General features: G+C 67.5%; 24 protein-coding genes. 14 read left to right on the forward strand and 10 right to left on the reverse strand.

From position 1 onward, the window contains the following. Positions 1-159: 159 nt before the first annotated feature. Together EDF39_RS06085 and EDF39_RS06090 are read right to left on the reverse strand one after the other, a co-directional pair. Positions 160-1,203, reverse strand: coding sequence for an Rv2578c family radical SAM protein (locus EDF39_RS06085; protein WP_123942327.1), 1,044 nt, complete (start codon positions 1,201-1,203; stop codon positions 160-162). 113 nt (positions 1,204-1,316) lie between these two features. Further along, positions 1,317-1,583: a hypothetical protein gene (locus EDF39_RS06090; protein ID WP_123941336.1), complete on the reverse strand. Its 267-nt coding sequence runs from the start codon at positions 1,581-1,583 to the stop codon at positions 1,317-1,319. 90 nt (positions 1,584-1,673) lie between these two features. Between EDF39_RS06090 and EDF39_RS06095 the strand changes: the two genes are divergently transcribed. Then, positions 1,674-2,246, forward strand: coding sequence for a TetR/AcrR family transcriptional regulator (locus EDF39_RS06095; RefSeq protein ID WP_123941338.1), 573 nt, complete (start codon positions 1,674-1,676; stop codon positions 2,244-2,246). Between the two features lie 227 nt (positions 2,247-2,473). Beyond that, positions 2,474-2,704: a hypothetical protein gene (locus tag EDF39_RS06100; protein WP_123941340.1), complete on the forward strand. Its 231-nt coding sequence runs from the start codon at positions 2,474-2,476 to the stop codon at positions 2,702-2,704. Between the two features lie 22 nt (positions 2,705-2,726). Here the strand turns inward: EDF39_RS06100 and EDF39_RS06105 are convergent, their stop codons facing one another. From EDF39_RS06105 to EDF39_RS06115, 3 genes are read right to left on the reverse strand one after another with little or no spacing between them, the layout of a single operon-like run. After that, positions 2,727-3,140: a hypothetical protein gene (locus EDF39_RS06105; RefSeq protein ID WP_123941342.1), complete on the reverse strand. Its 414-nt coding sequence runs from the start codon at positions 3,138-3,140 to the stop codon at positions 2,727-2,729. Further along, entirely contained in the window at positions 3,137-3,793 is a 657-nt protein-coding gene (locus EDF39_RS06110; RefSeq protein ID WP_123957796.1) for an Asp23/Gls24 family envelope stress response protein, read from the reverse strand. Before EDF39_RS06110 ends, EDF39_RS06105 begins: the two co-directional genes overlap by 4 nt. After that, complete coding sequence (locus EDF39_RS06115) at positions 3,784-4,341, reverse strand: RNA polymerase sigma factor (RefSeq protein WP_370275171.1); 558 nt, start codon at positions 4,339-4,341, stop codon at positions 3,784-3,786. Before EDF39_RS06115 ends, EDF39_RS06110 begins: the two co-directional genes overlap by 10 nt. 302 nt (positions 4,342-4,643) lie before the next feature. Here EDF39_RS06115 and EDF39_RS06120 point away from each other — a divergent pair, with 302 nt between their 5' ends. From EDF39_RS06120 to EDF39_RS06170, 11 genes are all read left to right on the forward strand, one after another. Next, on the forward strand, positions 4,644-5,729 hold the full coding sequence (locus EDF39_RS06120) for a helix-turn-helix domain-containing protein (protein ID WP_158613169.1): 1,086 nt from the start codon (positions 4,644-4,646) through the stop codon (positions 5,727-5,729). A gap of 178 nt (positions 5,730-5,907) precedes the next feature. Further along, entirely contained in the window at positions 5,908-6,354 is a 447-nt protein-coding gene (locus EDF39_RS06125; RefSeq protein WP_055960360.1) for an Asp23/Gls24 family envelope stress response protein, read from the forward strand. Further along, on the forward strand, positions 6,351-6,539 hold the full coding sequence (locus EDF39_RS06130; RefSeq protein WP_055960357.1) for a DUF2273 domain-containing protein: 189 nt from the start codon (positions 6,351-6,353) through the stop codon (positions 6,537-6,539). Before EDF39_RS06125 ends, EDF39_RS06130 begins: the two co-directional genes overlap by 4 nt. Continuing rightward, complete coding sequence (locus EDF39_RS06135) at positions 6,536-6,907, forward strand: hypothetical protein (RefSeq protein ID WP_055960354.1); 372 nt, start codon at positions 6,536-6,538, stop codon at positions 6,905-6,907. The genes EDF39_RS06130 and EDF39_RS06135 overlap by 4 nt, the downstream gene beginning before the upstream one ends. Beyond that, positions 6,904-7,479 (forward strand): DUF6286 domain-containing protein, encoded by a 576-nt coding sequence (locus tag EDF39_RS06140; protein ID WP_123941348.1) that lies wholly within the window; start codon positions 6,904-6,906, stop codon positions 7,477-7,479. The genes EDF39_RS06135 and EDF39_RS06140 overlap by 4 nt, the downstream gene beginning before the upstream one ends. Continuing rightward, the gene (locus EDF39_RS06145; RefSeq protein ID WP_123941350.1) at positions 7,479-8,084 is read left to right on the forward strand and encodes a hypothetical protein; all 606 of its coding nucleotides are present in this window, start codon (positions 7,479-7,481) and stop codon (positions 8,082-8,084) included. The genes EDF39_RS06140 and EDF39_RS06145 overlap by 1 nt, the downstream gene beginning before the upstream one ends. Positions 8,085-8,159: 75 nt before the next feature. Beyond that, positions 8,160-8,963 (forward strand): aquaporin Z, encoded by an 804-nt coding sequence (gene aqpZ / locus EDF39_RS06150; protein ID WP_123941352.1) that lies wholly within the window; start codon positions 8,160-8,162, stop codon positions 8,961-8,963. A 54-nt stretch (positions 8,964-9,017) separates the two neighbouring features. After that, positions 9,018-10,112 carry an Asp23/Gls24 family envelope stress response protein gene (locus EDF39_RS06155; RefSeq protein ID WP_123941354.1) on the forward strand — a complete coding sequence of 365 codons (1,095 nt, stop codon included), beginning with the start codon at positions 9,018-9,020 and terminating at the stop codon, positions 10,110-10,112. Then, positions 10,109-10,519 (forward strand): hypothetical protein, encoded by a 411-nt coding sequence (locus tag EDF39_RS06160; protein ID WP_123941356.1) that lies wholly within the window; start codon positions 10,109-10,111, stop codon positions 10,517-10,519. The genes EDF39_RS06155 and EDF39_RS06160 overlap by 4 nt, the downstream gene beginning before the upstream one ends. Before the next feature lie 29 nt (positions 10,520-10,548). Further along, on the forward strand, positions 10,549-10,710 hold the full coding sequence (locus tag EDF39_RS06165; protein WP_194601749.1) for a YqaE/Pmp3 family membrane protein: 162 nt from the start codon (positions 10,549-10,551) through the stop codon (positions 10,708-10,710). A 265-nt stretch (positions 10,711-10,975) separates the two neighbouring features. Continuing rightward, positions 10,976-11,332 carry a PRC-barrel domain-containing protein gene (locus EDF39_RS06170; protein ID WP_123941358.1) on the forward strand — a complete coding sequence of 119 codons (357 nt, stop codon included), beginning with the start codon at positions 10,976-10,978 and terminating at the stop codon, positions 11,330-11,332. 244 nt (positions 11,333-11,576) lie between these two features. Here EDF39_RS06170 and EDF39_RS06175 read toward each other — a convergent pair whose 3' ends face one another. From EDF39_RS06175 to EDF39_RS06190, 4 genes are all read right to left on the reverse strand, one after another. After that, entirely contained in the window at positions 11,577-14,234 is a 2,658-nt protein-coding gene (locus EDF39_RS06175; protein WP_123941360.1) for a phosphoenolpyruvate carboxylase, read from the reverse strand. Positions 14,235-14,426: 192 nt separating this feature from the next. Further along, on the reverse strand, positions 14,427-15,836 hold the full coding sequence (locus EDF39_RS06180; protein WP_123941362.1) for an aldehyde dehydrogenase family protein: 1,410 nt from the start codon (positions 15,834-15,836) through the stop codon (positions 14,427-14,429). Positions 15,837-16,025: 189 nt separating this feature from the next. Then, positions 16,026-16,649: an antibiotic biosynthesis monooxygenase gene (locus EDF39_RS06185; RefSeq protein ID WP_123941363.1), complete on the reverse strand. Its 624-nt coding sequence runs from the start codon at positions 16,647-16,649 to the stop codon at positions 16,026-16,028. A 106-nt stretch (positions 16,650-16,755) separates the two neighbouring features. Beyond that, on the reverse strand, positions 16,756-17,361 hold the full coding sequence (locus EDF39_RS06190; protein ID WP_123941365.1) for a hypothetical protein: 606 nt from the start codon (positions 17,359-17,361) through the stop codon (positions 16,756-16,758). Positions 17,362-17,808: 447 nt separating this feature from the next. Between EDF39_RS06190 and EDF39_RS06195 the strand changes: the two genes are divergently transcribed. Continuing rightward, positions 17,809-18,321: a MarR family winged helix-turn-helix transcriptional regulator gene (locus EDF39_RS06195; protein ID WP_123941367.1), complete on the forward strand. Its 513-nt coding sequence runs from the start codon at positions 17,809-17,811 to the stop codon at positions 18,319-18,321. A 126-nt stretch (positions 18,322-18,447) separates the two neighbouring features. On the opposite strand, the gene EDF39_RS06200 is transcribed toward EDF39_RS06195, so the two are convergent. Further along, positions 18,448-19,851, reverse strand: coding sequence for an aspartate aminotransferase family protein (locus EDF39_RS06200; RefSeq protein WP_123941369.1), 1,404 nt, complete (start codon positions 19,849-19,851; stop codon positions 18,448-18,450). Between the last annotated feature and the right edge of the window lie 300 nt (positions 19,852-20,151).

Raw genomic sequence — 20,151 nt, forward strand, 5'->3', positions numbered from 1 at the left:
TCGCAAGGCCACCTGAACCGGTATTCCAGCCACCTGCACCTGCACCTGCACCTGCACCTGCACCTGCACCTGCACCTGCACCTGCACCGCCTCCAGCGCCAGCCCCGCGCGCGAGCACCCGAACCCCGACCCACCCGCCGCACAGCCCGGCGAGCGGCGTCAGAACAGGGTCGGCGCTGCGGGCGCGTCGGAGGGCGCGGGCGACGGGCGCTTGCCGCGAAGCTGGAAGAGCTCGTGGGTGTCGCGATTCGGGATCGGCAGCCCGTGCCGCACAAGAGCATCGCGAAGGCGCCGGTAGACGAGCTTCTGGTAGTCGCCACTCGCCTGGGTGCCGCCGGCGTAGAGGCGACGGTAGCCGGCGACGAGGTCGGGCCGCTCGCGCTGCAACCAGGCGAAGTACAGCTCCTTCACGCCGGGCTGGAGGTAGAGGAGCGTCGGCAGCACGTTGGTGGCGCCGGCATCGGCCAGGGCGCCCACGAGCGAGTCGATCTGCTCGGCGCTGTCGGCGAGCCCGGGCAAGAGCGGCGCCGCGAAGACGGTGCAGTCGAGGCCGGCGTCGCGGATCGCCTTGAGGGTCTCGAGCCGGGCCGTCGCTGACGGGGTGCCGGGCTCGATCGAACGCTGGAGGTCGTCGTCGAGCACGGCGATGGACAGCCCGAGCTGCACGTCGACGTGATCAGCGGCTCGACGCAGACGGCCGATGTCGCGTCGAATCAGCGTGCCCTTGGTGAGGATCGAGAACGGCATTCGTGCGTCGGTCAGGGCATCGATGATGCCGGGCATGAGCGCGTAGCGCCCTTCGGCCCGCTGGTACGGGTCGGTGTTGGTGCCGAGGGCGACCCGGTCGGGCAGAACGCGTTTGCGCGACAGCTCCCGTCGCAAGACCTCGGCGATGTTGGTCTTGACGACGATCTGCGTCTCGAAGTCGTCTCCGAGACCCATGCCGAGGTGCTCGTGGGTGGGTCGGGCGTAGCAGTAGACACAGGCGTGTGAGCAGCCGCGGTAGGGGTTGATCGTGTATTCGCCCGGCATCACGCGGGCTGTCGCCGCCACGTGGTTGAGAGCGGATTTGGCGAGCACCTCGTGGAACGTGATGCCCTGGAACTCGGGGGTCTGCACGCTCCGTACGAGGCCGGTGATCTGAGCGAGACCGGGGAGCGCACCGCCGTCGACCGCATCGACCCGTTGACCCTGCCAGCGCATCGCGGGGGCCTCGGTCTTCGTGCCGGTCGGCCGGAAGGGTGTCGGTTCGCTCATGGTGTCAGAACGGTATCGAAGACCACCGACACTGCGGCGCGGTTAGGAGACGAGAACGGCTACGCGGCGCGAGGCAGGCGGATCGAGCCGGTCGAGGTGTATCGAACGGAGACCGAGGCGGAGCGCGGCTGAACCTTCTCAGCGGCGACATACGAGCCGACGACGTCCAGGTGCGTTGTGCGTCCGGTGTAGGTCCCGGCGAAGGGGCGCGATTCGAGGCCGCTGATGTAGGAGCCCACGACGCCGTCGCGCGGTGCGGGGGTGGTCACGTAATGGCCGGTGATGGGTGTGGTGAGGGCCTCGGGGGAGGTGGTGATGGAAGACATGGGGCGGATCCTTCGCTCTGGAGAACGATCGTTCTCTTGGTAGACAAAACGATAAGGGAACGATCGTTCTCGCGCAAGTAGACTGGTCTCATGACGGAAGACGAAATTCGCGATCGGATCGTCGCCACGGCCGACGAGCTCTATTACGCACGCAGCATTCAGGCGGTCGGAATGGATGATCTGCGGCAGGCGGCCGAGGTGTCGTTGAAGCGTCTCTACAGTCTTTTTCCGTCGAAGGAGTCGATCGTCCTCGCGGTGTTGGTGCGCCGGCACGAGCGATGGACCACGGGGCTCGAGGCTGCGGTCGACGGAGAGAAAGTGCCCGAGGGCCGCGTGCTGGCCGTGTTCGACTACCTACTCGACTGGTTCGACACCGACTCGTTTCGCGGCTGCGGGTTCATCAACGCGTTCGGCGAGCTCGGAGCCGTGTCGCCGGGCGTCGCGAACGCGGCGCGCGTGCACAAGAGGTTGTTTCAGGATTACGTCGCGCGGCTCGTGTCCGACGCCGGGGGAGGGCCCGAGCTCGCGGCCCAGCTGGCGATCCTCGCCGAAGGGGCTCAGACGACCGCGGCGATCAGCGGCGAAAGCACGGCAGCGGGGCAGGCTCGCCGAGCGGCTGAGACGCTGATCGCTGCTGACCTCCGGTCGATGGCCCACTCGTAATACTCGCGCCGCGCCTGTGCGAATCCTCTACGCTCTGGCGCAGACGAGCGCACGAGCGTAATCTCAGCCGTGTTCGGCTCGGACATCGAAGACGCTGCTGACCGCTCCCCGGGGAGGCCTTCCGCAGTAGTGCGTTTGCTGTCTGCACGTCGATGGCATCCCGCGAGGAGTCAACCGCCCTCGCGACAACCGAACCCAGTGGGCACGGAGCCCGCGGAGAGATTCTCATGACGCGTGCAGTCCTCGAGGCATCCATCATCTCCACGCGGCTGAGCCTCCTCGCCCAGCTCGATTCGTCGGCTGGCGTCTCGTTCATGAACCGCGCCGAGCTGCGGCTTCGCATCTTCGGCGTCGTCGACGCGCTCGACCGCGGAGTGATCACGGCCGACAAGGCACGCGAACTCTTTGCCCGGGTGCAAGGCGACATCTCGACCCTGATCGCAGCCGACCAGCGGTAGGTCGAACCGATCAGCTCAGCGTCTACTTCGAGGCGGGCCGACCGGTGTCGTCGATGAGTCGCACCTTGACGTTGATGGCGAGGGGCCCCGCTTCGCCCAGTGTGCTTCGGATGAGCTCGCCGACCGCTCGCAGGGTCTCGGTGGCGGGCACGGCCGCGCTGGTCGCGATGTGAGCGCTCACGGTCGTGAAGCCGTCGGCGCGATCGATGTCGACGAGGACGTCGGGTTGCCGGAGGGCGAGCCGCACGGCGACGGCATCGACGGCCGCCTCGACGCTCGGTTGCGCGGGATAGACGCCCGTGACTCCCTCGGTGGAGCGAATCGCGGCGGTGAGCTCGCGGGAGAGCGCGGTGTCGTCCTGCCCGGAGAGCGCGGTGTCATCGTCTCCGGAGAGCGCGGCATCGTTTCCGCGTGCGAGCTCGATTTCGTCGCTCATGACCGCGGCCCTTCAGTCGTGTAGATGTCGTCGATCGTCACGTCGATCGTGCTCACCACGAGTTCGGTATGGCGGGCGAGGGCGTAGCCGATGCGCTCGCGGAGCTTCGCGGCCGTGTCGGCGAGCGAGAGACCGAACTCGAGGCTCGCGGTGACATCGACGCGAATCGGCTCGCCGGGGGTGGTCACGTCGCCGTCGAGAATGCACCGGCCCATGATGAGGCCACCCATCGTGTCGCCGGCTCGCCGGATCATTCCGCGCACGGCCGCCTCGGTCAGAGCGAGTCGAAGCGCAGGATCCGAGTGGCTCACGGGGATGTCCCGACCCGAAGTGATCTCGGCTTTGATCGTGTCGAGGAGCCCGGAGATCCAGGTGTCGTCACGACCCGGCATGGCACGGGATTCGCGGACGAGCACGGTCTGCGAAAGCTCGCGCATGCGTGTCATTCCGCTGAGCGCGAGGCGGCACGAGGCGGAGTTCTCGATTCCGGGGTCGTACGGGGTCCGGCCTCGGTCGAGGTAGTCGCCGAGCTCTTCCATCGTGTAGCCGTCGAGGTCGTCGGCGGCGGAGACGGGCAGGTCGTCGGGGTTGGCTGGGGTGGCAGGAACGGCACCGTCGTCGGGAGCGGCACGGTCGTCGGGTGTCATCGCCATGCCTCCATTTCGTGGAGCACGTATCGGCGTGCCCGGGCCAGGAGGCCGCGGACGGTAGGAATCGGGAGTTCGAGAGCGTCGGCGATATCCTGGTAGCTGTAGCCGGCGGTCTCACGTAACAGCCAACACCGTCGCTGGTCGGCTGGCAACCGGTCGAGTGCCTCCGATACCGCGTCGAGTTGCAGGCGAGTCTCGACGATCCGCTCGGGATTGGTCGTCGCGGGCGCGGGCGGATCCCAATCGTCGATGTCGTCGTGCTCGCGCCTGACTCGAATGCGGTCGATGGCTTTGCGCGTGACGATGCGCATCAGCCAGTTGCGGATGTGCGCCGGGCTGTCGAGCTCGGAGATCTGTCGCCAACCGGTGAGGAACGCCTCTTGGACGACGTCGTCCGATTCGACATCGGAGCCCAGAAGTTTTGCGGAGTACACCCGCATGAGCGGCCCGTGACGCCGCGCAAGCACCTCGAACGACTGGACGTCGCCGTCGGTCGCTCGTGCCGCGAGCGTCGCGTCGGCGGCGGCGGAGAGCTGGGCGTGATCGTCGATGACGTCCTCCCTGCTCGATCTTGTGCGTGTGGCTACGGTCTGCTTCTCCTGAATACCACTTCGTTCATACGGCCCGCCAGTTGATGGCCCATTCGCGACGGTGCGTGGAGCTACCGGTGGGCGTACCGGTCGTTCTACCCGCGTACTGGGCCGCGAAACCGAGCCATCCTCGAAACGTGTCTCTCCGAAATACTTCCATGCGAATTCGTGACATCCACGCGTCGGCACACGTCTCCATAGTGGCGGAACCCTCGTGGTCTCCGTCCGACTCCGATCGCGATGCGATCGACAGAAGGAGAGAAGTGAGCACCATCCTGCCCTCGGCGCCCGATGCCGATGACGACGTCGTTTCGCAGCGCATCGAGGATCCCGCAGCACGTCTGCCAGGCACGACGAACCTTGCGACCGACGGTGGCGACCCCGATCCGGTCCTCGCCGAGGGGGGCGCGCCGTTCGTCCACCGGGAGATGTCCGGTCGGAGTCGCGAGGAGGCCGCCCGTCTGATGGAGCGCTTCTACGGCGGTGCTCGGGTTCGCAGTGTGCCCTCGTCGCGTCCGTTCCAGTTTCGATTCGCCTCGTCGGGCGATGCCCACATCACCCTCCGCATGGCGAGCGTCACCGGCACGATGACCAGCGAGGTGTCGAAGCTCGACGACTACGTGGTCACCTGGCTCCGCGAGGGCGCGGCCACCCTGACCGTGGGCGACACCCCGTTCGCGTTGACGGAGGGGCAACCCGTGCTCCTGCCGACGACGGTCCCCTTCGTCTTCGAGGCCCAGCCCAGTCGGCAGAACCTCGTGCAGATTTCCGGGCCCTTCCTCGACGGCGTCGCTTCGGAGCGCCACGGTGGAGACGTTCAGCCGCTCGTCTTCCGATACGGCACGCCCCTGCCCGACGATGCCGTCGCCACGTGGCGACGGGCCGTCACCGCGGCCACCCCCGTGTTGACCGACGCCGCAGCCACGCGCCTGGTGCGGATGGAGACGAATCTGCAGCTGGCTCGCACTCTGCTCGACGTCTTCCCGTGGCACACGCAGCACGTGCCCGACGCGTTCCTCGTGCCTCGCCTCACGCGGGTCCGGGCCGCCGTGGAGTTCCTGCACAACAACGCCCATCTGCCCATCACGCCCGCGGATGCCGCGGCGAATGTGGGCCTCCATACCCGGTCGCTACAGAACGCCTTCCAGCGGCACCTCGAACTGTCACCGACCGAATACCTGCGCAGGATCCGGCTCGACCGTGTGCGGCGAGACCTTCTCGAGCACACCCCGAAGACTGCCACCGTCAACGACCTGGCACGGGCGTGGGGGTTCGGAAACCTCGGTCGATTCGCCACCGCGTACCAACAGCGCTTCGGGGAAAAACCGAACGAAACGCTCCGGCGTTAGGGGTACATCGAGCCCCGATCGCTAGCCGGAAAGCGCCACCAACTGAACACAATCTGATGATCGCCTGGACGAGCATGACGCGCGTTCGGGTGCATGCGTCTGAATGATGTGCCTGATGACTTCGGGCCTCGCTCACCGGGACCCCGGGGAGCACCACCACCAGCTAATGGAGAGAAAAATGACGAACGTCACCCCCACTTCCAGCTCGACCGTCGCCAAGAACTCGGCCGGAGCGCACGCCGCCACCGGCAAGAACACCATCGCCGAGGGTGTCGTCGAGAAGGTCGCCGGCATCGCTGCCCGCGAGGTTCCCGGCGTGCACGACCTCGGCAACGGAGCAGCCCGTGCCATCGGCGCCATCCGCAGCGCCATCAACCAGCAGGACCGCGGCCAGGGCATCAAGGTCGAGGTCGGCGAGAAGCAGGTTGCCGCCGACATCATCGTCGTCGCCGAGTACCCCGTCGAGCTTCAGAAGCTCGCCGACAGCGTCCGCGCCAGCGTGACCGAGGCCATCTCGACGGTCGTCGGCATGGAGGTCACCGAGGTCAACGTCACCGTCTCCGACGTCTACATTCCGTCCGACGACGACGACAACAACGACGAGACCGAGAGCCGCGTCAAGTGACCCCGACCACCAAAGGAATGCTGATCGGTGCCGTCCTGGCACTGGCAGCAGTCGCGTTCGGCTTCTGGGCGATGATCCTGGTGGCTGTCGCCATCGTGATCGGCTGGGGTGTCGGACGGGTCGTCGAGGGCAAGCTCGACGTGAAGTCTCTTTCCGACACGCTCCGCGGGCGGCGGTCCTCGTGACCGCGGCGGTGATGGCCGACGCTGTGCCGGCCACCTCCGGCCTCCACGGTCGTACGAAGATCACGTCGCGCGCTGTGCGTCGGGTCGTGTCGGCCGTCACCGCGGACGCTCTCAGCGTCAGTGCGTCCGACGTCTCGGTGGAACTCACCGACGACAACGGCTCGCTCACCGTGATCGCCAAGACACCCATCCACATCAGCCCCCTCGGCGTCGTCGGGCGTCGCTCGAACGGAACACTGCTCGAGCGTCTGACCGCGGCCCAGACCACCATCCGCAACCGATGCCTGGAGCTCACCGGCTCCTCCGTCGGGCGGGTCGACCTCCGAATCACGGGTGTCGAACTCCGAGAACGAAAGAGGGTCTCATGACCAGCCCGGCGATCTACCGGCGAGTTGTTCGCCGTGAGGCCCATTCCTCCCGATCGGGCATCGCCATCGCACTGGCCGTCCTTCTGATCGTGGTGTTCGCCTGGTTTGGCGTGGAATCCGTGTTGGCCGCTCTGGGCCAGCCGGCACTCCTCGTCTCGCCGAAAGACGCCGTAGTCGCTGTGCTCGGCGCCGTGAGTGGCCCGGTCGGCCTCCTCACCGCCGGAGGCGCCGTTGTCGCCGTGATCGGACTCGTTCTCATCGTCGTCTCGCTCGCTCCCGGGCGAAAAGGGCGTCGAGGTTCGGTCTCCGAGCGCATTGCATCGCTGGTCGACGATCGGGTCATCGCGCAGAGCGTGGCCCAGACCGGTGCCTACGCCGGAGACATCGATCCCGACCAGGTGAAGGTCACCGTCGGCAAGCGCACCGTCGACGTCGACGTCACACCGACGTCGGGCCGTACTGCGGACGTCCGCAGCATCGAGGAGGCCGTGAACGACGAGCTGAAGTCGTACGACTACAGCCCGAGCCTCCGCTCTCGGGTTCGCGTCTCCGAGAAGGGAACCCTGAGCTGATGACCAACACGAATCGCTTCCTCAACCGCGCCCTCGTCTTCGTGATCGGGCTCGTGCTCCTCCTCGCCGGCGGCGCAGTCGCCGTCGGTGTCCTCCTGCCCGACGTGCAGAAGCCGGTGTCGCAGGGTGCCGACGATGCCGTAGGGCCGACGTCCGATGCCCTCTCGGGTGGCCAGCCCTGGATCCTCTGGGTCGTGGCGGCCGCAGCCCTCGTGCTGATCGTGCTGCTTCTCTGGTTCATCTTCCGTCAGGGGCACGGCCGCACGAACACGCTCCTCACCGTCGACAGCGGCGAGGGTCGCGACAAGACGACCGGCGGCAGCCTGAGTGTCGACGCCAAGGTGGCCGAGCAGGTTCTCGAAGAGAGCCTCACCCGCGATCCCGGAATCATCTCGGTCGACGTCACCGCATTCGAGGTCAAGAAGCAGAGTGTGCTTCGCGTCACCGTGCAGACCCGCCGCGGCGTCTCGCCCGTCGACATCGGCGCCACCGTCGACAAGGCGGTTGCCGAGTGGGATGCCCTCCTCGGCACTCAGACGCCGATCGTCGTGCAGATCGTCGGCGGTTTCCGTGCCCAGATGAGCGGAACCGCTCGCGTCGTCTGATCTCGGGTCTCCGTCGAGAGGGGCTCGGGTACTCCGGGCCCCTCTCTCTACTCACCACGTCACCAAAGGTTTCTCATGAGCACAGGCAAGCGTCCTGTCAGCCGGTCCACCGCCGAACAGCGCGGTCAGAAGGCACAGACTTACCCCGCCACCTCCCGGCTCCTCGCCGAGGTCTTCGGCACATTCCTGCTGGTCTTCGGCGGTGTCGGCACGGCCCTGTACGCCTCCGCGTTCCCCACCAGCGCCAACACGCTCGGTGTGGGTTTCGTCGGCGTCGCGCTGGCCTTCGGGCTGACGGTCATGGCCGGCATCTACGCCGTCGGTCACATCTCGGGCGGGCATTTCAACCCCGCCGTCACGGTCGGTCTGGCCATCGCCGGTCGCACAGAGTGGCGTCACGTGCCCGGATACGTCGTCGCCCAGATCGTCGGCGGTGCGGCGGCTTCCAGCGCGCTCGCCGTCATCGCCGCGGCCGGCCCCGGAAACTACTTCGCCGCGGCCCGCGACAGTGGATTCGCGTCGAACGGGTTCGGAGACGCCTCACCCGGAGGCTTCGGGCTCGGAGCGGTCTTCCTCACCGAGGTCATCCTCACGGGCGTCTTCGTGGCATTGATCCTTTCGATCACCGCCAAGCCCGAATACAAGGCTGTCGCCCCGCTCGGAATCGGCCTGACGCTCACCCTGATCCACCTGATCAGCATTCCCATCAGCAACACGTCTGTAAACCCGGCCCGTTCCATCGCCGCCGCACTGTACGGCGGGCTCACCGCGCTCTCGCAGCTCTGGGTCTTCCTCGTCGCTCCGCTCGTCGGCGCCGCGATCGCCGGGATCCTCCACCGCCAGCTGTCGCGAACCCGCGCCCTGGCTCTCACCGACTAGGCCCTCACCCGCCGAGTCCCATCCTGCTATTCCGCTTCACCGAAGGAGAACCGAATGTCCGACACCGTCATGGGAGACGCCACCCGTCCTCAGCCCTCTCCAGTCGACCTCACTGGAATCGACGCCACCCACGGTGCCGACGAGAGCCCGGCCCAGCTGCTCAGCACGACGGTGGCCGAGACCGCCTCCGGAGTGACCGGCGTGCACCACCTCGGAGGCCTCGCCGCCCGAACGCTCGACCGAGCCAGCCGGCAGATCCGCGGCACATCGAGTGCACCGGGCGTGACGGTCTCCGACGAGGACGGCGTCACCACGGTCGACCTCGACCTCGTCGTCGAGTACCCCCACCCCGTCGACAAGGTCGTCGAGACCACGCGCGACCAGGTGAGCCGGGCGGCGACGCAGCTCGTCTCAGGCAGCGTCGTGATCAACATCACGGTGACCGACATTCACGGGCCGTACGACAAGGATCCTGCGGTTCTGGACGCCATCGACCGTGCCGGTGAGAAGGCGGGCGATTTGAAAGACAAGGCCGGCGATCTCGCCGAGCAGGCCGGCGACAAGGCGGGCGAACTGAGAGACAAGGCCAGGGACAAGGCGGGCGAGTTGAAAGACAAGGCCGGCGAGAAGGCGGGCGAGCTGCAGGCGCAGGCCGGCGATCTCAAGGCCGATGCCGACGCCAAGGTCGGCGACTTCCGGGCGCAGGCCGACACGAAGATCGGCGAGCTGCGGAACGGAGCCGCCGACCTCGTCGAGCAGGCCGGCGCGAAAGCCAGCGAGCTCAAGGCGCAGGCTGACGACAAGGTCGCCGACTTCTCCGCAAAGGCCGACGAGCGCGTAGCCGACTTCCAGGCCAAGGCGGAAGCCACGGCCGACGAGGTGGCGGCGGCTGCGGACGACCGCTCCGGTGCTGATGCCGTCTCGACCCCGAGTGCCGTCTCGACCCCGGAGGCCGTCTCAACCCTCGACGAGCTCGAGGCGAAGGCGGACGAGAAACTCGACGAACTCGACGAGAAAGCCGACGAGAAGCTCGACGAACTCGATGCGAAGGCGGACGAGAAGCTCGCCGAGATCGATGCTCAGGCCGACGCGCCCCGAGTGCAGCTCGACGCGAAGGCGACTTCCGCCAGTGACGAGACGCGGGCGTGAAGACCCGCTCGTTCAGCGAGGGGCAGCGACGCCGGCCCCGCGCGGTCTGGGCAGCGCTGATCACCGGCGTGATCGTGTCTGTGGTGATCGTTGCCGGGATCCTTCTTCCCGTTCTCGGTCTGATCGGGGCGGCTGACGCCACGACGTTCGGAGCCCTACGCGTTCCCGTCGGGGCGATCACCGCTGCGATCGTGATCAGCTACCTCGTCGGGCTCGGATTCCTCGTGCTGACATTCGTCGCCCGCATCGGGGCGCTGGCCTGGATCACCGCCGTCGCAGCCATCATCGCGACTCTCGTCGGTTCGCTCTGGCCCCTGGTCGCCACGGCCTTCGCCAGCGTCGACCAGGTGCAGGATGTCATTCCGTTCATCCAGCAGCTCATCGGTCAGTTCACCGGCAACAATTAGCCGATCTCTCTTCAGAAAGCAGGCACTCCGTGCGCAAGATCCTTCTCATCGTCCTTTGCTTCTTCTTCCCGTTCATCGCGGTGCTCCTGGTCGACGGCCCCAGCATCAAAGTGCTCTGGGCGTTCCTGCTGCAGCTTCTCGGTCACGTTCCCGGCGTCATCTACGGCATCTACCGCGTCACTCGTAACTGATCTGGGGGCCTGCGCCTGACGGTCTCGCCGAGATCGCACTTGTGGTCGTCCTGAACCGACCGCAAGTGCGATCTCGGCGCGCGCTTTCGCTCTCGGGCGGTGCGAGATGGCCGAATCTCCGGCTTCGGGCCCTGTTGGGCGTAGTTAGGGCCATCTCGCCGCGCCGCCCAGCGCCACGCCACTCCGGCGCGGGAACAGGCCACGGCCTAGCCGACTACCGTTGTCTCAGAGGTCGGAGGCACCGACCCGCCACAAGGAGGCACCTGTGTTCGAACCGGAGAACCTGCGCGATTGGATCGGCCTGCCGGTCGTCGACCAGAGCGGCGACAAAGTCGGCACGCTCGAGAGCCTGTACTTCGACACCTCCACCGACCAGCCGGCATTCGCCACGGTCGAAACCGGTGTGCTCGGCGGTAAGAAGCTCGTCTTCGTCCCGCTTCAGGGCGCCACCGTCGCGCCGAAGCACCTCAAGGTGGAATACGGCAAGAAGAAGATCAAAGACGCACCGTTCATCGCGACCGACGGCGAGCTCCAGGCAGCCGACGAGCCCGCGATCTACACGTACTACGAGGTGCCGTACCAGACGGGTTCCGGCGGCGAGCGTCGCCTCGGCCGCAGGTAGAACGACAAGAAGCGCAGGATCCGAGCCAACCACACTCGGATCCTGAGCTGTGTTCGTTTAAGCGCGGGGCGGCCGAAAGAACTGGCGCGGCGCGGCCCGCAGTGCCGGGCGACCGGAGCGCATTGCGTTGCGGCCACTGTGCCGGGCGACCGAGGCCTGTCCGAGGTCCGGCACCGTGGTCGCAACGCAATCCCACGGACACAGCGGAGGTCCGGCACCGCGGGCCGCGTCGCACACGAAAGAATCAGCCGGTGTTCTGGAGGCCGGCGGCGATGCCATTGACCGTCAGCAGCAGCAGGCGGTGGTCGGCGTCAGCCGGATCCTTCTCCACCGATCGACGGATGCCGCGCAACGCACGAAGCTGCAACAGCGACAGAGCATCGACGTAGGGGCTGCGGAGGCGGACAGCGCGACTGAGCACAGGTCGACCGCCGAGCACATCCGTCGATCCACTGATCTTGATGACCCAGTCGCGGGTCAGCGTCATCTCGTCCATCACGGCGTCCGTGAGGTCGGCGCGGTCGGCGAGAGCCAGATACTGGCGCGCAATCGTCTCGTCGGTCTTCGCGAGCGACATCTCGACGTTCTTGATCATGGCGGCGAACAGCGGCCAGTTGGCGAACGCGTCGCGGAGCACGTCGACGTCGCCGATCGACTCGAGCGCTGACCCGAGGCCGTACCAGCCGGCCAGGTTGATCCGGGCCTGCGACCACGAGAACACCCACGGGATCGCCCGGAGGTCTTCGAGCGACTCGACCGACAGGCCGCGGCGGGCCGGGCGGGAGCCGAGCGCGAGCAGGCCGATCTCTTCCATCGGGGTGACGGCGGCGAACCACTTCGCGAATCCGTCGGCCTTGATGAGGGCGAAGAAGCGCTCGCGCGATGCCGCGTCCATCTGCTCGGCGAGCGACCCGTAGCGGGCAGCCGCGTCGGCGTTGAGCTTCTCGTTCGACGGGCTCGACGCCATCAACGTCGCGGCCGCCATCTGCTCGATGTGGCGCGCGGCGATCGTCTTGTCGCCGTACTGGGCGAAGATGACCTCGCCCTGCTCGGTGATCTTGAAGCGACCGTCGACCGATCCGGGGGGCTGAGCCATGACGGCCTCGTTCGCCGGCCCGCCGCCTCGGCCCATTGCACCGCCGCGTCCGTGGAACAGCGTCAGCTCGATGTCGTTGGACTCGGCCCAGTCGGCGATCCGCGCCTGCGCGTCGTAGAGGGCGAAGGTCGCCGACACGGGCCCGACGTCTTTCGACGAGTCGGAGTAGCCGAGCATGACCTCGACTTTGCGGCCCGTGGCTTCGAGGCGTGCCTGGTAGGGCTCGCTCGCGAGAGCCTCGCTCAGGATCCGAGTGCTCGCCGACAGGTCGGCGAACGTCTCGAACAGCGGGATCACGTCGAGCACGGGTCCGGCTTCGCCGGATCCTGAAGCGATCTCCGCCAGCGCGAACACGTTCTCGATGTCGGCGGACGACTGCGTGAACGACACGATGTAGCGGGCGGCCGCGCGGTGCCCGTAGCGCTTCTGCAGCGAGGCGATCGTGCGGAAGACCTCGAGCACCTCGACGGTCATCGGGCTGAGCTCGCCGCCCGCCCGCACCTCGGCGAGGGCGTTGCGGTGTACCTGCGAGTGCTGGCGCACCTCGAGTTCGGCGAGGTGGAAGCCGAACGTCTCGACCTGCCAGATGAGCCCCTGCAGCTCGCCGTAGGCAGCACGATGGGCCCCGGCGTCGCGGAGAGACAACTGGATGGTGCGCAGCTCGTCGAGCAGCACGTCGGGGGAGGAGTAGCCAAGGGCGTCGCCGCGGCGGGTGGCCTCGATGCGCGCCGAGATGAAGAGGAGCACGCGGCGGTGGGTCTCTTGCGGCGAGCGGAGCCCGATGCGTCCGGCGAGGTCGGGGTCGAGGGCGTACTGCGCGTCGGAGAGAGCTGTGAGGCCTGCGCTGGGCGGGGTGTCGTCCTCGTCGAGCGTGAGAGTGCCGCCGATGCGCGACGCGGCGCGGTAGAGGCCGAGGAGCACGTGCTCGGCAGCGATCTCGGCGGCCTGGCGCGTCACGTCGGCGGTCACGTGCGGGTTGCCGTCGCGGTCGCCGCCGATCCAGCTCGAGAGGCGGAGGAACGCGGGGGCGACGGGCGGCTTGGCCCCGGCGTCGGGCCCCTGCAGACGATCGTCGAGCAGGCGGTAGACGCGCGGCACGACCTCGAACAGGGTCTGGTCGAAGATGTTCATCGCCGTGCGGACCTCGTCGAGCGGGGTCGGCCGGGTCGTCCGGATCGGCGAGGTGCGCCACAGAGTGTCGATCTCTTCGAGCAGCCGGCGCTCGACGGCAGCGGTCTCGACGTCGTTCTCGCTCCGGTCGCGCGCCTCGAGCAGGTCGCTGATGCGGCGGATGCCCGAAGCGACGGCGCGGCGGCGGGCCTCGGTCGGGTGAGCGGTCAGCACAGGCTGGAAGCGAAGGTTCTGCAGGCGCTCGGCGGCCTGATCGGCTCCGACCTCGTCGGTCAGCAGGTCGAGGGTCGCGGTGAGCGAATCGGAGGCCGACCCGGCGGTCGACCCGCGGCGGCGCAGAACGCGCACGCGGTGGTGCTCTTCGGCGAGGTTCGACAGGTGGAAGTAGCAGGTGAACGCGCGAGCGACCTCTTCGGCGCGCTCCTGATCGAGGCTGTCGATGTGCTGCTGCGCGGCCTCGACCGAAGCATCGGCGTCACCCTCGTAGGCGGCGATCACGGAGCGGCGGACGCGCTCGACGTCGGCGAGCAGATCGGCGCCACCCGACTCGGTGAGCACGCGGCCGAGCAGGTTGCCGAGGTAGCTGACGTCTTCGCGCAGAGACGCGTCGACCGCGCCCCGCACGTCTTCGCGGCTGTGGCCGTCGCCGCGTCGGGCGCCTTCGAATACGGTCATGGCAGATTCCTTCGGAGGCGTCGGGTCGTCACCCCTAATAGTTACCACGAGTCGGCGGGACGTTACGTCGCTCGGCTCCCGGCCCTCTTTGCAAATTGGAAGGAGATCCGCGACGTCGACCCCGCCCGATCCGCATGGCTTCGTCGCCGGCCGCGCGTTTCTCCTTCAAATTCGGAAGCGGGCCGGGCGGAGTCAGCGCAGCCGCCCCAGCACGCCGCGCACGAACGCGTCCTTGCCCCGCGTGAACGGCGGGTACGCGATGCGCAGAGTGTCGGGGTGCAGCGGCTTCGACAGCACGGCTTTCTCGTGGCTGAACGTCAGCAGACCGCGCTCGCCGTGATAGGCGCCCATGCCGCTGGTGCCGACGCCGCCGAACGGCAGACCGGCGACCGACAGGTGCGCCGAGGGAGCGCCGAACGAGACGGCTCCTGACGACGTGTCTTCTAGGATCCTGCGCCTCGCCTCCTCCGACTCGGTGAACGCGTAGAGGGCGAGCGGCTTCGGACGCGACCGGATGACGAGGATCGCCTCGTCGAGGTCGCGCACCTCGACGATCGGCAGGATCGGCCCGAAGATCTCGTTCTGCATGATCTCGTCGTCGAGACCCACGCCCGAGAGGATGGTCGGCTCGAGGTACCGGGTCGCGCGATGGTGCCGGCCGCCGAGCACCGCACCGCCTGTCGGCTCTCCGTCGGGGCCGCTCTCCGGGAGCAGCGCGACGAGCCTGTCGAACTGGGCGTCCGAGACGATGCGACCGTAGCTATGGCTGACGGCCGGATCGTCGCCGTAGAAACCGTGGATCGCCTGCGCGACAGCCTCGATGAGCCGGGGCGCGAGCGCGGGAGTCGTCAGGATGTAGTCGGGCGCGACGCAGGTCTGCCCCGCGTTCATGAACTTGCCCCAGGCGATGCGTTTCGCGGCGACGTGCAGGTCGACCGTGTCGTCGATCCACACCGGCGACTTGCCCCCGAGTTCGAGCGTGACCGGTGTCAGCTGCTCGGCCGCGGCCCTGGCGACGATCCGCCCGACGCGCTCACCCCCGGTGAAGAAGATGTGGTCGAACCGCTGTTCGAGCAGCTTCGTCGTCGCGTCGGCACCGCCCTCGATCACGGCAACGGCTTCAGGATCCAAGTGCTCACCGACAAGACGGGCGAGAGTCGCCGAGGTGGCCGGCGCCAACTCGCTCGGCTTCAGCACGACCGAGTTTCCGGCCGCGAGTGCCCCCACCAGTGGGTCGAGGAGGAGCTGCACCGGGTAGTTCCACGGCGCGATGATCAGGACGACCCCGAGCGGCTCGCGGACGATCCGCGCGGTCGCCGGCGCGATGAGAAGCGGCACCGGGCTGCGCTTCGGCAGCAACCACTCGCGCAGATGACCCAGCGCATGGTCGATCTCGGCCACGACGATGTCGATCTCGGTGAGGCGCGCCTCGTCGGCGTTCTTGTGCAGGTCGTCGAACAGCGCCTGCTCGAGGTCGGCGGAGTGGTCGACGAGCAACGCGCGCAGCGCCGTCAGCTGAGCCGTGCGCCAGGCGAGCGGCTTGGTGCGGCCCGCGTCGAACGCGGCTCGGAGGCGGGTGACGGTGAGAGCGGCGTCGGTCATGCCTCATCCTCGCGCGTGCGGGTGCGAATTCGGCCGCGGCGCCGCGAATTTGCGAGCGATTCGGTGGGCGGTCCAGGCAGCGGCGCCGAAAAATGGGGCGGGGCACCGGGATCGCTATCAAATTGGCGCCTGGGCCACCCGAGCCGCCGGGGCTGCCCAGGCCGCGCGCCCGTCAGCGCGCCGGAGCCGTCAGCGCGGCGCGTTCAGCCAGGGCCTCAGGAGCCGCGTCGCCAGCGGCAGCACCCAGTACGCCATGATCGGCGTCAGCGTCAGCGTCGTGATCAGCACCTTCGGCAGGATCGGCAGTGACGCCCAGCCCGGGATGAGCAGCGTGGTCAGGTAGGTGAAGAGCAGGTTGACCGGGAAGAAGCCGACCCAGATGCTCGTCGCCTGCTTCCAGCGTGGCGGCGGCACCGCGCTGGCATCCGAATCCGACCCGGCGCCCATGGCCCCGTTCTCGTGCGAGTCAAACCACCCCTCGATGCCCGTCCGCTTCTCGATGCGTGACTCGACGACGAGGTCGCGGCCCTCGGCGAGCCAGGCGGTCCGCTCGGGCGAGGATTCCCATCGGTCGAGGAGATCGGGATCCGCGAAGCGATACAGCATGTGCCACTCGTCGCTGGTGCCGTGCGAACGCACCCACCCCGATCCGAGGAATCCCGGATAGCGATTGGCGAGATTCACCCCGGCCTGCACCCAGCCGGTGGCTTCGGGAATCCGATCCGGCTGGACGATACGGGTGATGGACACGGTGACGGGAGTGGCCGGGGGCGCTTGTGGCGCAGTGGCGGTCCGCGTCTCTTCTGGAGACATGCTGACGATTCTCGCCGACGCGTGTTTCGGTCTCGTTACCGCAGTTGCTGGGCGGCTTCTGGTGTGTGCCGCGGGAGGGAACCTTTACGGGGTCCTCCCGGCCGTGTTACATCCACCCGTGCGCGTAGATCCCCGGTCCGTTTGCCCGGAAGTACTGGATGCCCTCCTTCGTGGACCAGCTCCCACCTAGCCATGGCGCGGGCCCTCGGCGGACGGAGATTTTCGCTCGAAACAGAGCCTTTCCGCCAGAAAGCAAAGGTGCATAGTCGAAGGTTGAAATCTCGGTGAGAGGTTGATAGTTGTGGAGCACTTGTGATCCCTTACCGGTCGTCTTCAACACCTTTCCGGAACCGGTCACGTAGTCACCCCAGACCCGGGTCTTGGTCAGAGATATGCCCGCAAACTTGAAAGTCTCATCGGCCGAGCTGTGAACGTTGTACTTGGCCACGCGCGTCGAATCAGTGGTTCGAGTCGTGGTTTCGGAAGTCTCTGAGACCCACTCGGCATCGCCGAGCTTGTGAATTGACCGACCGTCTCGCGAAAGGGTCGTCTCGCCGTCAGGGCGGGCGTAGTCCGTAGCGCTTTCGCCGGTGAGGAACAGTCCAAGCCGCTTTGTCTCGGCACTGGTCATCGAGTTGAGGCGCTCGAGATCTCGGTGGGCCTCTTCGTCGCCCCCGGCGAGTCGGGACGCAAGGTCTTGAACCACACTCATTTCGGATGCTTCTCGAGGTGCGGTCGCCGCCTGGGCTGGGGATGTGCCGAGGCAAGCGAAGACGAGCGCACCTGTAAGGGCTGTGACTGGGAGTGACGGTCGAACCAGCGATTTGGGTCTCATGCGATCAACATAGCCAGAATCCGACATGCTAGACAAATCATTCCGTCTGTCGGATTCCGGGGCTATCATGGGTGTGTGAACCCTCTCGTGCCAACATCCTCAGACATCATTTTCGGAGTCGCGACAATGACCGCGCTGGCCGCGTTTGCCTATGCGGCCTACAAGCTCCTGCTACCGCGCGGTCACCGAAAACAATCGCGCGAGTGAGGGAGGGGGGACAGCTCCGACTTCTCCCCTTACGTGCGGACCCTGTCGAACGGTCCCTGAAGGGAAGCCGTTCGTTGCTGGGCGGCTTCCGAGTAAGCACTGAGTAGTCTCGGAGCCATGTCATCCGAACGCAGTGACGAGGTCGATCTTCTGATCGATGCGTGGGCCGGTCAGCTTCCCGAGACCGACTTCTCGCCCCTCGACGTGATGTCGCGCCTCCGCCGTGTGGCGCTGAACCTCAACACCGTTCGAGCCGCCGCGTTCAAGAGCGCTGGCCTCGCCATCTGGGAGTTCGACGTGCTCGCCGCCCTGCGCCGCGCCGGCGAGCCCTTTGAGCTCAGCCCCGCCCAGCTCGTCCGCATCACGATGGTGACGAGCGGCACGCTGACCAATCGGCTCGACCTACTCGAAGAGCGAGGGCTCGTCGAGCGCCGCAAGAACCCCGACGACGGCCGCGGCGTACTCGTGCACATGACCGATCCCGGTCGCGAGATGGTCGACCAGGCAATGCTGCAGCTCGTCGCCGAAGAAGAGGTGAAGCTCGCGCCGCTGACCCGCCAGGATCGCGCGCAGCTCATCGAGTTGCTTCGGCGGCTCGGCACCGACTCGAATCCGGCCGACCCCGCATAGCTGGGCCGGCTAGCGCGACGGGAGCACGGCGACATCGTGCGAATCGGCCGTCCTCGCGCGCCGCGGCGCTGTGACACTGGCCGATTCACGCGACCTCGGCGGCGACACCCCCGCGAGCACGCACCCTCACACCAGTCGGGCGGCCTCCAGCAGCGTCGCCCGGAGGATCTGCTCCATCTCGTCGAACTCGGCCTGACCGGCGATGAGGGGCGGCGCGAGCTGGATCACCGGGTTCGCGCGGTCGTCGGGCCGGCAGTAAAGGCCGTTCTCCATCAGCGCGCCGGGTAAGAACTGCTTGATGAGGAGCTCGCGTTCGGCCGCATCGAACGTCGTCTTGGATCCTTTGTCTTTGACCAGTTCGATGGCCCAGAAGTAGCCGTCACCGCGCACGTCGCCGACGATGTCGAGGTCGAGCAGCTTCGACAGTGTGGCCCCGAAGGCACCCTCGGTGTCGAGCACGCGCTGGTTGAGGCCCTCGCGCTCGAAGAGGTCGAGGTTGGCCAGTGAGACGGCCGCCGAGACCGGGTGCCCACCAAAGGTGTAGCCGTGCGGGAAGAAGTCGGTGCCGTGCAAGAAGGGCTCCATCACGCGCTCGTTGGCGATCATCGCGCCGATCGGCCCGTAGCCCGACGACATGCCCTTCGCGCAGGTGATGATGTCGGGCTCGTAGCCGAACTTCTCGCAGGCGAACATGGTGCCGTGGCGTCCGAACGCGCAGATGACCTCGTCGGAGACCAGCAGAACGTCGTACTTGTCGCAGATCTCGCGGACACGAGCGAAGTATCCGGGCGGCGGCGTGTAGCAGCCTCCCGAGTTCTGCACCGGCTCGAGCACGACGGCCGCCACGGTGTCGGCGCCTTCGAACAGGATCGCCTCCTCGATGCGGTTGGCCGCCCAGAGTCCGAAGGCTCGTTCGTCGCCGTTCCACTCGTCGGTGGCGCGGTAGAAGTCGGTGTTCGGCACGCGGAATCCGCCCGGTGTCAACGGCTCGAACGCCTGCTTCATCGCGGGGAGGCCGGTGATCGCCAGCGCTCCCTGCGTGGTGCCGTGGTACGCGGCCATCCGCGAGATGACCTTGTGCTTCTGCGGCTTGCCGGTCAGCTTGAAGTACTGCTTCGCGACCTTCCACGCGCTCTCGACGGCTTCGCCGCCGCCCGACGTGAAGAAGACCCGATTCAAGGATCCCGGTGCGTACGTCGCGAGACGCTCCGCCAGTTCGATCACGGGCCGGTTCGCATGGCCCCACACCGGAAAGTAGGCGAGCTTCTTGGCCTGCTCGGCGGCGGCTTCGGCGAGTTCGTGGCGGCCGTGGCCGGCCTGGACGACGAAGAGGCCGGCAAGACCGTCGAGGATCCGCTGGCCGCGATCGTCCCACAGGTACATTCCTTCGGCATGGTCGATCACCCGCATCGGCTTCGACTGGAACGGCGCCATTCGCGAGAAGTGCATCCACAGGTGATCGCGACCGGCGGCCTCGAGCGGGGTGAAGTCGCTGTCGGTGCGGAGGAGCGCGTCGTTCGTCGTCGTCATCGGGCCATGGTGCCGGGCCCCTGCGCCGGCGGGAATCGACGTTCTGTCGCGCGGGGTGCGTCGCTCTGCCGTTCTGGCCGCGAGTGCCGCCTTTTCTCGCGCCGTTACCGCGCGCCGCGGCATTCGGCGGCACTCGGTGGCCCGGCCGATCGACGCGCGGCCGCGAGTGCCGCCCAATGCATCGGCGAGCCCGTGCCGCGCGGCATTTGGCGGCACTCGGCATGTGGCACCCGCCCCGCGGTGCCTCCCCTCGGCCTCAGAGCAGCGCGCGACCCCGAGTGCCGCTTATTGCCGCACCAC

Source organism: Frondihabitans sp. PhB161, from assembly GCF_003814635.1.
Taxonomy (GTDB): Bacteria; Actinomycetota; Actinomycetes; order Actinomycetales; family Microbacteriaceae; genus Frondihabitans.